The organism is Thermus sp. NEB1569 (assembly GCF_022385295.1).
Lineage (GTDB): Bacteria > Deinococcota > Deinococci > Deinococcales > Thermaceae > Thermus > Thermus scotoductus.
This window is the reverse complement of record NZ_CP092445.1, coordinates 1,090,526-1,103,391: the sequence shown is the minus strand read 5'-3', so window position 1 is coordinate 1,103,391 and position 12,866 is coordinate 1,090,526. Positions and strand designations below refer to the sequence as shown.

The 12,866-nt window shown below is 64.8% G+C and carries 9 protein-coding genes and 1 pseudogene; 5 read left to right on the top strand and 5 right to left on the bottom strand.

The window, feature by feature from the left end:
- The first annotated feature begins 9 nt into the window (after window positions 1-9).
- Both MI302_RS06445 and MI302_RS06440 read left to right on the top strand, forming a co-directional pair.
- Window positions 10-1,680 carry an ABC-ATPase domain-containing protein gene (locus tag MI302_RS06445; RefSeq protein ID WP_019550222.1) on the top strand — a complete coding sequence of 557 codons (1,671 nt, stop codon included), beginning with the start codon at window positions 10-12 and terminating at the stop codon, window positions 1,678-1,680.
- 10 nt (window positions 1,681-1,690) lie between these two features.
- On the top strand, window positions 1,691-3,403 hold the full coding sequence (locus tag MI302_RS06440) for an aldehyde ferredoxin oxidoreductase C-terminal domain-containing protein (protein ID WP_239725253.1): 1,713 nt from the start codon (window positions 1,691-1,693) through the stop codon (window positions 3,401-3,403).
- Here MI302_RS06440 and MI302_RS06435 read toward each other — a convergent pair.
- On the bottom strand, window positions 3,376-3,669 hold the full coding sequence (locus tag MI302_RS06435; RefSeq protein ID WP_366724881.1) for a hypothetical protein: 294 nt from the start codon (window positions 3,667-3,669) through the stop codon (window positions 3,376-3,378). The two genes, MI302_RS06440 and MI302_RS06435, sit on opposite strands and share 28 nt — an antisense overlap.
- Before the next feature lie 108 nt (window positions 3,670-3,777).
- On the opposite strand from MI302_RS06435, the gene pxpB reads away from it, so the two are divergent.
- Entirely contained in the window at window positions 3,778-5,319 is a 1,542-nt protein-coding gene (gene pxpB / locus MI302_RS06430) for a 5-oxoprolinase subunit PxpB (protein ID WP_239725252.1), read from the top strand.
- On the opposite strand, the gene MI302_RS06425 is transcribed toward pxpB, so the two are convergent.
- A complete protein-coding gene (locus MI302_RS06425) occupies window positions 5,316-6,518 on the bottom strand; it encodes an acetyl-CoA C-acyltransferase (protein WP_019550226.1) in 1,203 nt (400 codons plus the stop codon). The two genes, pxpB and MI302_RS06425, sit on opposite strands and share 4 nt — an antisense overlap.
- A 121-nt stretch (window positions 6,519-6,639) precedes the next feature.
- Window positions 6,640-8,631 carry a thioredoxin domain-containing protein gene (locus MI302_RS06420; RefSeq protein WP_239725251.1) on the bottom strand — a complete coding sequence of 664 codons (1,992 nt, stop codon included), beginning with the start codon at window positions 8,629-8,631 and terminating at the stop codon, window positions 6,640-6,642.
- Between the two features lie 151 nt (window positions 8,632-8,782).
- Between MI302_RS06420 and MI302_RS06415 the strand changes: the two are divergent.
- Together MI302_RS06415 and bfr are read left to right on the top strand one after the other, a co-directional pair.
- A pseudogene (locus tag MI302_RS06415) lies at window positions 8,783-9,900 on the top strand (integrase core domain-containing protein); the annotation flags it as partial.
- A 43-nt stretch (window positions 9,901-9,943) separates the two neighbouring features.
- Window positions 9,944-10,420 (top strand): bacterioferritin, encoded by a 477-nt coding sequence (gene bfr / locus MI302_RS06410; protein WP_019550930.1) that lies wholly within the window; start codon window positions 9,944-9,946, stop codon window positions 10,418-10,420.
- A 57-nt stretch (window positions 10,421-10,477) separates the two neighbouring features.
- Here the strand turns inward: bfr and MI302_RS06405 are convergent, their stop codons facing one another.
- Together MI302_RS06405 and paaZ are read right to left on the bottom strand one after the other, a co-directional pair.
- Window positions 10,478-10,804, bottom strand: a complete 327-nt coding sequence (locus MI302_RS06405; RefSeq protein ID WP_026329029.1) for a helix-turn-helix domain-containing protein — start codon at window positions 10,802-10,804, stop codon at window positions 10,478-10,480.
- A gap of 43 nt (window positions 10,805-10,847) precedes the next feature.
- Window positions 10,848-12,857: a phenylacetic acid degradation bifunctional protein PaaZ gene (gene paaZ / locus MI302_RS06400; protein ID WP_054391817.1), complete on the bottom strand. Its 2,010-nt coding sequence runs from the start codon at window positions 12,855-12,857 to the stop codon at window positions 10,848-10,850.
- Window positions 12,858-12,866: the final 9 nt, after the last annotated feature.

The window sequence follows — 12,866 nt, the reverse complement described above, 5'->3', positions numbered from 1 at the left end:
CCTGGAAGGGTGCGGCGGCTGGAGGAGCTTTTTACTTTCCTGGCCTCCCTCGAGGGGAGGCCTTACCCTTTTTACAAGGATCTAAAGGGAACCTGGAGGGGTGAGGGGTTTGACCTGCGCTTTGTCCACGTGCAGGGGGATCCCTTCGCCACCCCAAGCGTTGTGGAGGTGCGCTATCCGGCTAGGGCCCTGGAGAAACTTCGGGTCTACCGCCACCCTACGGGTAAGGTGGCGGTAGAGGACTTCCTCCTCAGGGCCCTCAAGGCCCGGTTCCGCCACCTGCCCTTTTACGGAGGGAGCGGGCACTCGGGGAGGGTCTTTGTGGAGGTGGAAAGCCCCAAGGTGTTGCGGCGGGCTGGGGCCCATCTTGGCCAGGAGGCGCTTTACCTGCGCTTCCGGGTGGGGCTTCCTGCCTCGGGCCGAAGGATTTTGGGTAAGGAGGCGGAGAGGCTTTTCCGGGCCCTGGGGGAGCACCTTCGGGGATTTCTGTGGGAACTGGATGGGAGGGCCCTGGTGTCCCAGGTCCAGCAGGTGGAGGACTTCGCCTACATTCAGGAGAGCCTTCCCCAAAGGGGCCTGGTGGCCTTCGTCGGGGATGGGGCCATCCTTCCCCGGGAAAGCGGGGTAAGCCAGAAGCCCTTAAGGGGGGCGGTTCCCTTCCAAAGCCCCCCTTCCTTGCGGGTTTCCTTTCGCGTACCCCACAAGGGCGAGGTCGTTGGGATGGGTCTTCCTCAGGGCGTCACCCTCATCACCGGCGGAGGCTTCCATGGGAAAACCACCCTCCTCGAGGCCTTGATTCACGGGGTCTATCCCCATATTCCCGGGGATGGGCGAGAGTGGGTGGTGGCCCATGCCCTGGCCCAGAGGGTCCAGTCCGAGGATGGCCGAAGCGTGAAGGGCGTGGACCTAAGGCCCTTCGTGCACGACCTTCCCCTGGGCCAGGACACCTCTTTCTTCTCCACGGAGGATGCCTCGGGGTCCACCAGCCTGGCGGCCGCCATCCTGGAGGCCCTGGAGCTGGGTGCCCGGGTGCTTCTCTTAGACGAGGATACCTCCGCCACCAACCTCCTGGTGCGGGATGCCCGCATGCAGGCCCTGGTGCAGCGGGAAACCCTCACCCCCCTTTTGGACCGGGTTCAGGACTTTAAGGCCAGGGGGATCAGCCTGATCCTGGTGGTGGGCGGGGTGGGGGACTACCTGGACCTGGCGGACACGGTCTTGCTACTGGAGGAGTACCGGCCGAGGGAGGCCACCCTGGAGGCCAAGGCCATCGCCCAAGCCCACCCCACGGGGCGGGCTTTTGGCGAGTCCCGGTATCCCCTTGCCGTGGCTTCCCGGGCTCCCTTGCCCGAAAGCTTTGATCCCAGGCGGGGCAGGAAGGCCCGGGTAAAGGGTCGGGGCCTCAGGGAGCTGGTCTACGGGGAGGAGGTGGTGGACCTATCCGCCCTGGACCTCTTTGAAAACGCCCAGGTGCGGGCTTTGGGGGCATGGTTCCAGCGGCTTTGGCGGCAGGCGGACGGCAAGACACCCTTGCGGAAGCTGGTGGAGGCGGTGCCGGGAGGGATAGAGGATCTTTTTTCCCTGGAAGAGGCCCCTGAGGTGGCGGAGGTGCGTCCTCTGGAGCTGGGAGCGGCGGTGAACCGGCTCCGGAGCCTGGAGGTGCGGCGGGGGGAGGGGTAGAATCAGAACCATGTGGCGGTCCTTGGGGGTTGATCTGGGGAGGAAGCAGGTTCGGTGGGAAGGGGTTTCCCCCGAGGAGGTGGCCTATGGCGGCCGCTACCGCACGGGGCGGCTTCTTCTGGAGCGGGAAGCCTACCGCATGGATCCCCTTTCCCCGGAGAACCCCCTGGTGTTCGCCGTGGGTCCCCTGGCGGGAACGGGGTTTTCCAACGCCAACCGCACCAGCGTGGGTACGCGAAGTCCCCTGACCCTGGGCATCAAGGAGGCCAACGGGGGCGGCACCTTCGGTTACGCCCTGGGCCAGATGAAGCTTTCCCACCTGGTCCTCGAGGGGGCAAGCTCCGACTGGGTGGTCCTCCGCATCACCCGGGAGGGCCAGGTCTTCTTTGACCCGGCTAAGGACCTTCTCGGCCTCGGGAACTTTGAGGCGGCGGCCAAGCTCTTTGCCGCCTACGGCAGGAAGATCGCCTTCGCCCTCCTGGGGCCGGTGGGGGAGTATCTGGGCCTCCTTTCCGGCATCGCCTTTTCCGATATAGACGGCAGGCCCTCCCGCTTGGCTGCCCGGGGGGGCGTGGGGGCGGTGATGGGGGCCAAACGGGTGAAGGCCATCGTGGTGGAGGTGCCGGGGAAGGCGGAGGTCTGGGATAAGCCCAAGGTCACCGAATCCATCCGCCGGTACGCGGAGCTTCTTCGCCAGGACCCCTTGGTCATGAAGTTCTATAACGCCATCGGCACCATGGGCATGGCGGATTTCCAGAATGCCTTTGGCGGGCTTCCCGTGAGGAACTTCCGCCAGGGACAGCTTGTCCCGCCGGAGCAGTTCCGCATGGGGGGACAGTATATCGCCCCCCTCAACAAGGCCCGGGGAGGGAAACACACCCACGCCTGCATGCCTGGATGCGTGATCCAGTGCTCCAACGTCATCGTGGACGAAAAGGGAGAGGAGGTGGTCTCCCCCCTGGAGTACGAGACCATCGGCCTTATGGGCACCAACTGTGGCCTCACCGATCCGGACCAGCTCGCCCGCCTCAATCGCCTGGCCAACGACCTGGGGGTGGACACCATAGAAACCGGGGCCACCTTGGCCCTTTTCATGGAAAAGGGAGAGGCGGACTTCGGGGACTATGCCTTCATGGAGGCCAGGCTCAAGGCCCTCTACACCCCAAGTGAGGAGGCCCGCTTCCTGGCCCAAGGCACGGCCCGGGTGGGGGAGGCGCTTGGGCTTAAGCGGGTTCCCGTCATCAAGCGCCAGGCCATCAGCGCCTACGATCCCAGGGTGGTGGAGGCCACGGGGATCACCATGATGATCACCGCCCAGGGAGCGGACCACACCGCGGGGAATGCCCCGCGCCTGGAAACCCGGGCCATGCCCGTGGAGGAGATCCTCGAGGCCAGTTACCAGGCCCAGGTAAACGCCGCCGCCAACGACGCCCTGGGCCTTTGCGTCTTCGGGGGAAGCGTCACCAACAAGCAGGTGGAGTTCATTGTGGAAAGCGTAAACGCTGCCTTGGGCACCCACCTCACCCCTCCTTTTTGGAAGGAGCTTGGAGAAAGGGTTTTGCACCTGGAGCACCGCTTCAACCACCTGGCGGGCTTCACCCACGAGGAGGACCGCCTTCCGGCTTTCTTTTACGAGGAGCCCCTGCCTCCCAAGGGCTACACCGCCCGCTTCCGCCCCGAGGACCTTGCTTCCCTTTACGAGAGGCTCCACCAAGGGTCGTAAAGCCCAGGTGCTTGGGCGCTAAGGGGAAGGGCCTCTCCCTCCAGGAAGCGCCGAGCGTAAAGGTGGGAAAGCTCGGGGAAGGGATCCTGGGCCACCTTCTCCAGCGCATAGACCGCCACGGCATCCGCCAGGACCCGCAACGCTTCCTTGGCATACCAGGTACCTTCTTCTGCAAGCCTGGCCAACGCCTTTTCCGCATACTTCAGGGCCTCGGGATGTTGGCGGAGCATGTCCAAAAGGGGCTCGTGGGCCTGCTTCTTGGCCATGGCCTCCAGCATGTCCAGGGCCTGGATGTTGGCGGGGCCCTCCCAGATGGGGGTGATGAGGGCCTCGCTAAACCTGGAGGCTAGGGAGCGTCAAGGTAGAGTGGAGGGGTGGAGGGCTTTTACCTGGTTCTTGGGGAAGGGCTTTCCGAGGAGGCCAACCGCCGGGCCCAGGCCTTGGCTAGGGCTCTCCTTAAGGCTCCCCCGGAAGGGCTTTGGGACGCCATTCCTGCTTACGGCACCCTCTACCTGGAGTACGACTCCAGAAGGCTTTCCAGAGCCCGGCTCCTAAGGTTTCTCCGCCGCCTAGCCTCTTTTTCGCCGGAAGAAGAGGGGAAGTATGTGGTGATCCCCGTGCGCTACGACGGAGAGGATCTGCCGGAGGTGGCCCACCGCACCGGGCTTTCTTTGGAGGCCGTCAGGCGCCTACACCAGGCCCCCCTGTACCGGGTCTATGCCCTGGGCTTCACTCCCGGCTTTCCCTTCCTGGCTCCTGTGGCGGAGGCCTTGCGCCTCCCAAGGCGGCCCCATCCAAGGCCTCGAGTCCCTGCCCATAGCCTGGCCATGGCCGGGCCGCAAACGGGCATCTACCCCCTGCCTTCCCCCGGGGGCTGGCACCTGCTGGGTACTGCCTTGGTGGCCGTTTACGATCCCCATCGGGAGGAACCCTTTCTCCTGGGGCCTGGGGACCGGGTGCGCTTTAAGGAGGCAGAGGGGTCCACGCCTAAAGAACCTTCGCCCTTGGAGCTTCTCCCCGAGGAGCCCCGGATTCCCGCCTTCCGGGTGGAGGAGCCGGGGCTTATGGATCTGGTGGTGGATGGGGGACGGTTCCTGGCGGGGCATCTGGGCCTGGCCCGTTCCGGGCCCTTGGATCCCTACTCCGCCTCCCTGGCCAACCGCCTGGTGGGGAATCCCCCGGGCGCACCCCTTTTGGAGGTGGCCTACCGGGGCCCGGTCCTCACCGCTCTTAGGGATCTGGTGGCGGCGGTGGCGGGGTATGGGCTTACCGCCCTCCTGGAGGTGGAAGAGATCCCGCCGGGCCAGAGCTTTTTCTGGCCCAGGGGTAAAACCCTCTCCTTCCGGCCCAGGGGCCGGGGGGTCAGGGTTTACCTGGCGGTGGCCGGGGGCCTCGAGGCCCGATCCTTCCTGGGGTCCGTTTCCCCGGACCTAAGGGGGAGGATCGGCCGTCCCTTGCGGGCAGGGGATGTACTGGGGCTTAAGGAGGAAAGGGCAGTGCGGCCAGGCCTCGCCTTCCGCCAGAGGCCCTTGCCGGAATCTTTCCGCATTCGCCTGCTTCCTGGATCCCAGTTTACGGAGGAGGCCTTCCGCACTCTCTTGTCTGCGCCGTTTCGCGTGGTGCGGGCTGACCGGATGGGCTTGGAGCTTTCGGGCCCGGAGGTTCCCGGAGGGGAGGGGCTTTCCGAGGCCACGCCCCTCGGGGGCATCCAGGTTCCTCCCTCAGGCCGGCCTTTGGTCCTCTTGGCGGATAAGGGGAGCCTGGGTGGTTATGCCAAGCCCGCTCGGGTGGCGCCGGAGGATTTGTGGTTGCTGGGGCAGGTGTGGCCGGGGGTGGAGCTATCCTTCACAAGCGGATTACATCGTGACAATAGGCACATAACACAGAAAGTCCCGTGGGAGGAGGAAATCCCCTAGACTGCCTCCACCACCATGGCGATTCCCTGACCCACACCGATGCACATGGTAGCCAGACCGAACTGAACTTTTCTGCGCTGCATTTCGTGGAGCAGGGTGGCGAGGATGCGGGCTCCGGAGGCTCCCAGGGGGTGGCCGATGGCAATGGCCCCGCCGTTGGGATTCAGACGGGGGTCCTCCATGTCCAGGCCCCACTCCCTGAGCACGGCGAGGCTCTGGGCGGCGAAGGCTTCATTGAGTTCAATCAGGCCGATGTCCTTCAGGGTAAGCCCTGCCCGTTCCAAGGCCTTCTTGGTGGCAGGCACTGGCCCGATGCCCATGATCCTGGGGGGAACCCCGGCCACGGCGATGCTCCGCACCCGGGCCAGGGGGTTGAGGCCGTGGGCCTTGGCGTAGGCATCGGAGACCAGGAGGACCGCGGCGGCCCCATCGTTCAGGGGGCTGGAGTTTCCCGCGGTCACCGTGCCCCCTTCCCGGAACACGGGCCTGAGCTGGGCCAGTTTCTCCAGGGAGGTATCCCTCCTTGGCCCCTCATCCACCTCCACCCGGACTTCCTCCTTCCCCCGCTTCACGGGCACGGGGACCACCTCCTTGGCGAAGCGCCCCTCGTCCCAGGCGCGGATGGCCTTTTGGTGGGAGAGGAGGGCGAAGCGGTCCTGTTCTTCCCGGGGGATCTGGTACATTTCTGCCAGGTTTTCGGCGGTTTCCCCCATGCTTTCCGTGCCGTAAAGGGCCTGCATTTTGGGGTTAATCAGGCGCCAGCCCAGGGTGGTGTCGTACATCACCTGATTGCCGGTGGGGAAGGGCCTTTCCGCCTTGGGCACCACAAAGGGAGCCCGGGACATGGACTCCACCCCGCTCCCGATGTAGACCTGGCCTTCCCCTGCCCAGATGGCCCGCACCGCCTGGGCCACTGCCTCCAGACCAGATCCGCAGAGGCGGTTGACCGTGCACCCCGCCACTTCCACGGGGAAACCCGCCAGGAGGAGGGCCATGCGGGCCACGTTGCGGTTGTCTTCTCCGGCTTGGTTGGCGCAGCCGGCGTAGACGTCCTCCACCTCCTCCTTGGGGACCCCGCTTCGTTCCATGAGGGCGGAGAGGGCGAGGGCCAGGAGATCGTCGGGGCGCACACTGGCCAGGGCTCCCCCGTGCTTGCCGATGGGGGTTCTGAGGGCTTCCACAATCCAGGCTTCGGGCATGGGACCTCCTTACCGACCGTTCGGTAACAGTGTAGGGGAACTAAGAGGGAAAGTCAATGTTGTTGGAGAGAGAAAAGGCACAAGGGAGTTTAATCGTGAAAGATCGCACAAACAAGGAGGGCTACCCACCGTAGACCGCCCGTACCTCCTCCACCAGGCTATTCACCTCTTCAACCGGTAACCGGCAGGCTCCCTCCCGGCACAGGTAGGCTCTTCCGGGCTCCCGCCCTAGAAGGCCCGGAAGGGCATCCGCTGGCCCCACCACCAACTGGGTAAGGGGTAGGTAAAGCTCCCGTACCGACTCCAGAATCGGGGAGGGCGTGGGGAGGGCAAGCTCCGTTCCTTCCTTGAGGAGGCGGTGAACCAGGAGCAAGCCAGGAAGGGCGTGGGGATGGCGCTCAAGCCACAGGGCCCCTTCCTCCAAAAGCAACTCGGCCCGCCTGCGGTAGTCCCCGCCAAAGGCCGCCTGCAAGCGCCAGAAGGCCTCGGCCAGGGCGCTTTTGCCAGAGGGAAGGGTGGTTTCCTCCACCTCCTTGGCGGGAAGGGGAAGGGCCTTCTGGGCCGGAGGGGTGCTTGGTCCTTCAAAACCCTCCCCTCGAAAGACCTCCCAGGCTGCCTCCGCCAACGACCTTGCCTTCTCCAGATAGGGCCACTCGCCGGTGGCGGTGTAAAGCTCCAGTAAGGCCAAGGCGGTGAAGCTTTGGTCTTGCAAGAAAGCCTCTTCCCCCAGGGCCCCGGCCCGCCACACGTGGCGCACAAGGCCGTCCTTGCCCATGGTTTCCACCAGGAAGTGGGCCCCGCGCCGGGCCGCCATCAAGTAGCGGTCGTCCCTTAAAAGCCTGCCCGCCTCGGCCAGGGCCCGCACCGCCAAGGCAGACCAGTCGGCTAAGACCTTGTCGTCCAAGTTGGGGGGCGTGCGACGTCGCCTTAAGGCAAGAAGCCTAGCCCGGAGGCCTTCCCGCCAGGCTGCAAAGCCCTCCCCCAGCTCCCTCTTTACCTCTTCCTCACCCCAGGCAGTAAGCACGTACCTGGGAGAGTTACCTCCCTCCACGGGCGGGGCTTTCCCCAGGGCAAAATAACGGTGGGCCAGGGGGTAATCCTCCCCCAGGGCCGCCCGCAGCTCGTCCGGAGTCCAGGTGTAGTAACGTCCTTCCTCCCCCTCGCTTTCCGCATCCAAAGCCGTGTAAAACCCTCCTTGGCCAGGGCTTTGCATGGAAAGAAGCCAGTCCAGGGTTTCCCGGGCCACCCTGAGAAAAAGGGGGTCGGCGAAGACCCGGTAAGCCCCCAGGTAGACCCGGGCCAGGAGGGCGTTGTCGTAAAGCATCTTTTCAAAGTGGGGGAGGTACCAGAAGCGGTCCACGGCGTAACGGTGGAACCCTCCACCCACCTGGTCGTAGACCCCACCCAGGGCCATGGCCCTTAGGGTCTTGTGGAGGATCCTGCGGGCCTCCTCCTTGCCCCGCCAGGCTAAGGAAAGGAGATAAAGGAGTAGGTTGCCCTGAGGAAACTTGGGTGCGGGGAGAAACCCACCCCACTCTGGGTCAAAGGAGCGGGCAAGAAACGACAAAGCTTTCTCTTCCACATCCTGAGGCACGGGTCCGGGAGCAGGAGTAAGGCTTCGCCAAAGGGCTCGGGAAAGGCGTTCCGCCTCCCTGGTGATGGCCTCCCGTTCCTCCCGCCAGGCCTGGGCTACCGCCAGGAGGACCCGTCTAAAAGAGGGAAGACTTCCGCGGTCTTCCTTGGGGAAATACGTTCCCCCAAAGAAGGGCTTCCCCTCCGGGGTGAGGAAGAGGCTCATGGGCCAGCCCCCCTGGCCGGTGAGGCTGATGAGGGCTTGCATATAGGCGGCGTCCACATCGGGCCGCTCCTCCCGGTCCACCTTCACCGGGATGAAGTACCGGTTGAGGATCCCCGCCACCTCGGGGTCTTTGAAGGACTCCCGGTGCATCACGTGGCACCAGTGGCAGGCGCTGTACCCCACGGAGAGGAATATGGGTTTATCCTCCTGCAAAGCCGCGCTAAAGGCTTCCTCCCCAAAGGGGTACCAGTCCACGGGGTCTTCCGCATGCTGGAGGAGGTAAGGGCTTCTAGAACCCCTTAGGCGGTTGGCCATGCCCTTAGCCTAGCCGCTCAGGGAGGGCTACAAAGGTAGCCATCTCACACGGCGCACCAGGCCCGTGGACTCCCTGAACCCGGACAGACACATGTGAGACTGGACGAGTAAAAATGTGGGGACCACTCCAGAAGAGAGGGGGTCCCCACGGATGCAGCTTACCACGGTTGGCAAAGAGGTTTTGCGGGGAGCGCGGAAGGCCCGGGAACTCCAAGGTCACGCGAAGCGTACCTTGGGGCCGGGGCCGGCGATCCCACGGTTCAGGACCGCTTACGGAAGCTCAAACAGGTGGAGGCGCTCAGGAAATACCGGATGGGCTGGCCCGAGATCCAGGAGCTTTTGGGGATCAGCCGGGCCACCTATTACCGCTGGCGGAAACGCCTCAAGGAAGAGGGCCTTGCCGGTCTTAAGCCTCGGTCAAGACGTCCGCTTTGGGGCCCCTACCCCAAATGAACCGCAGCGCTTGCGGCGGAGGATTTACTGGTCTTCCGATCTGCTGATCCGGGTGGAAGCCCTAAGGAAGGAGAACCCCACCTGGGGCCGCTGGCCGATTTGGCTGACCCTAAGGAAGGAGGGCTTTGCGGTGAGCGAGCGCACCGTGGGGCGGATCCTGGCCTACCTGGAAGCACACGGCCGCGTGGAAAGCGTAGCCGCCTTTCTGGCCCAGGCCCGGCGGGGGAAGGGGGGGCGAAGACCCAGGAGGCCCTATGCGCAAAGGAAGCCCAAGGGATACGAGGTGGGTCACCCTGGCGACCTTATCCAGGTGGATACCCTCACCGTGACCCTGGGTCCTGGGGAGACGATCCAGCACTTCTCGGCCGTCGACCTCTTCACCCGTTTCTCCCTTGCGGAAGTCCACACCCGAGCCACGGCCAACCTGGCGGCCAGCTTTCTTGCCCGCCTGATGGTGCGAGCGCCTTTTCCTATCCGTGCGGTGCAGGTGGATGGGGGCAGCGAGTTTATGTCCGATTTTGAGGAGGTCTGTGAACGTTTGGGTGTTAAGCTCTTCGTTCTTCCTCCGAGGAGCCCCAAGCTCAATGGTCACGTGGAGCGGATGCAGCGGACCTTTAGGGATGAGTTCTACACACGACCGTTGCCTTCACAGATCCCCGAGCTCCAAAGGGAGCTTGACGCCTACCTGGACCACTACAACCGCCGGCGACCCCACCGGGCCTTGGGGGGCCTGGCCCCTTTAGAGTACCTGGCTAGAATACGGGGGGAGGCGGTCCCCACAGAGTCTCAAATGTGTTGACCGACTACAAAGCCTTGCTGGATGGAGCCAGCTGGAGTATAATGCCCTTGGAGGTCCTTTATGAAAGGTCATCCCGATGTGATTCAAAGCCTTCAGGAAAGGCTTTCCGAGGAACTGGCCGCCATCTTGCAATACATGGTCCATGCGGAGATGGCGGAGAACTGGGGCTTTAAAGCCCTGGCCCGCCACCTCAAGGCCCACGCCATCACCGAGATGCGCCATGCGGAGAGGCACATCGAGCGCATCCTTTTCCTGGAGGGTTTTCCGGAGGTGAGCCGGATCGGGGAGATCCGGATCGGCAAAACGGTGGAGGAAATCCTTTTCCGGGACTACGAAGGGGAACTCCAGGCGGTGAAGGGCTACAACGAAACCATGAACCTGGCCCAAAGCCTGGGGGATAACGGCACCCGGGACATGGTGGCGGAGATCCTCAAGGACGAGGAAGGCCACGTGGACTGGCTGGAGGCCCAGCGGGAACTCCTGAACCAGATGGGGTTGCCCAACTACCTCCAGTACCTGGCCGGAGAAGCGGAATAGGCTCCGTAAAGGGGTTCGGGCTCACGGGCACGCCAGATCGCCCTCGGCCCCGAAACCTCAGCCCACGGGGACCTTGAGGTTCCTGCGGGCCCAGCGGTCTATGGCGGCGATGACCGCCTCCAGCTCCCGCCCGGCCTCGGTGAGGCCGTACCGGGTGCGGGGGGGCATGAAGGATTCCACCTTCTTTTCCACCACGCCGAGATCCACCAGGTGCTCCAGGCGTTGGGAAAGGGTAGCGGGGTTTACCCCCCCGATGGCCCGGGACAGCTCGTTGAACCCCTTGGGGCCTTCCAGGAGAGCCCTGATGATGTGCAGGGTCCACTTCTCCTGGAGGAGGTTCAAGGCGGCATAGACAGGGCAGAAGGCCGGTTCGCGCTCGGCCATACCCCCATGGTAGCACAGGTTAAGAGCAAGCTCCAAAATGTGTTTACCCGGAGGGCAAAGCATCCGTGGGCTTTCGGGCCACCAGGGTGAGGAGGGTATAGGCGGCCACGGTTTGGCCCTCCTGGTTCACCACCTCCACCGCCCACTCCACCACCCCGGATTTCTCGTCCCTGGGCCGCTTGGCCTTCACCGTGAGCCGGGCTTGCAAGGTATCCCCGATGCCCACGGGTTCGGTGAAGCGCAGGCCCTCGAGGCCGTAGTTGGCCAGGACCGGACCCGGTGCCGGATCCACGAAGAGCCCGGCGGCGGCGGAGAGGACGAAGTATCCGTGGGCCACCCGCTTCCCGAAAAGGCTCTTTTGGGCGGCGATCTCGTCGGTGTGGGCGTAGAAGTGGTCCCAGGAAAGGTGGGCGAAGAGGGCGATGTCCGCCTCCGTGACCGTGCGGCGATGGGTCCAGAGGGTTTCCCCGACCTCCAGTTCCTCATAGTACTTGCGGAAGGGGTGGGTGCTGGCAGGTTTTTCCGCTCCCTTGGCGTACTCCCCGGTGAGGGCCTGCAGGGTGTGGGGGTCGGCCTGGAGGGCCAGGCGGGCCAGGTGCCGCTTGACGGAAAGAAGCCCTCCCAGCTCCTCCCCGCCCCCTGCCCGTCCGGGTCCCCCGTGGAGGAGGCGGGGCAAGGGGGAGCCGTGCCCCGTGGAGCTATGGGCGTTGAATCGGTTTAGGACGTGGAGCCGGCCCACCTCCCCGGAAAGCCCGAGGAGGTAGAAGCGGGACTCCTCGGGATCGGGGGTGGCCAGGGTGGCCGCCAGCATCCCTCCTCCCAACCGGGCCAGGCGCAGGGCTTCCTCCCGGTCCCGGTAGGGAAAGAAGGTAGCCACCGGGCCGAAGGGTTCCACCTGGTGGAGGGTTTCCGCCCAGGGATCCTCCGCCAGGAGCAGGGTAGGGGGAAAGAAGGCGCCATCCCGCCTGCCTGGGTGCTGCCAGTACACCCTGGCCCCGGCGGCCAGGAGGGCTTCCACGGCCCTTTCCACCTCCTCCTTTTGCCCTAAGGAGGCCAGGGGCCCCAGGTCCACGCCCTCCTCCCTAGGGTCGCCCAGCTTAAGGCCCTCCAGATGCTTACGGGTGGCCTCGAGGAGGGCCTCGAGGCGGCCTTGGGGTACCAGGACCCGGCGGATGGCCGTGCACCGCTGCCCGGTTTTGATGGAAAGCTCCTGGGCAATCTCCCGGGCCAGCCTCTCCACCTCCTCCTCCCCTGCCTTTTCCCCCAGGATGGCGGCGTTTAGGGAGTCGGTTTCTGCATTGAAGAGGACGCCCCGCTCCAAAAAGGCAGGGTGGCGCTTTAAGCGGTCTGCGGTGGCCTTGGAACCCGTGAAGTAGACGCTATCCCGGTGGTCCAGGGCCTCCAGGGCATCCCCCAGGCTTCCCGCCACGAACTGGAGGCTTCCCTCCGGCAGAAGCCCGGACTCCACCATGAGGCGCACCAACCCCTCGGCCACGTGGGCGGTGGGGGTGGCCGGCTTGGCCAGGGTGGGCACCCCCGCCAGGAAGGCAGGGGCGAACTTCTCCAAAAGGCCCCAGACCGGGAAGTTGAAGGCGTTGATCTGAACCGTGATCCCGCCCTTGGGACCCAGAAGGTGCCTTCCCTGGAAGGAAAAGTCCTTGCTTAAGGGAAGGCTTTCCTCCTCGGGAAGGAGGTTTCCCTCGGGAAGCGTCCGGGCCAGGGAGCTGTAGGTGAAGAGTACCCCAATGCCCCCGTCCACGTCGTACCAGGCATCCCGACGGGTGCCCCCGGTGGTGGCGTAGAGCCGGTAGAGTTCCTCCTTCCGCTCGGAAAGGTACTGTGCCAGGGCCCGAAGCCTTCGGCCCCGCTCCTGGAAGCCCATGGCAAGGAGGGCCTTCCCCCCTACCTCCCTTCCCCAGGCCACCGCCTCCTTGAGGGGCAGGCCCTCCGAGGTCACGTGGCCCAGCACCTCGAGGGTGGCGGCATCCTGCACCGGCACCCCTTCTCCTGCACCCGTCAACCATTGGCCCATGAGGTAGCTTTTTACCTTCAAGGTTTCCTC

Bases quoted from the DNA above. Each gene is read 5' to 3' on its own strand.
- MI302_RS06425 (WP_019550226.1), bottom strand. From the start codon at position 6,518: ATGCCCGAAGCCTGGATTGTGGAAGCCCTCAGAACCCCCATCGGCAAG.
- bfr (WP_019550930.1), top strand. From the start codon at position 9,944: ATGAAAGGTCATCCCGATGTGATTCAAAGCCTTCAGGAAAGGCTTTCC.
- MI302_RS06435 (WP_366724881.1), bottom strand. From the start codon at position 3,669: ATGGCCAAGAAGCAGGCCCACGAGCCCCTTTTGGACATGCTCCGCCAA.
- MI302_RS06440 (WP_239725253.1), top strand. From the start codon at position 1,691: ATGTGGCGGTCCTTGGGGGTTGATCTGGGGAGGAAGCAGGTTCGGTGG.
- MI302_RS06420 (WP_239725251.1), bottom strand. From the start codon at position 8,631: ATGGCCAACCGCCTAAGGGGTTCTAGAAGCCCTTACCTCCTCCAGCAT.
- MI302_RS06405 (WP_026329029.1), bottom strand. From the start codon at position 10,804: ATGGCCGAGCGCGAACCGGCCTTCTGCCCTGTCTATGCCGCCTTGAAC.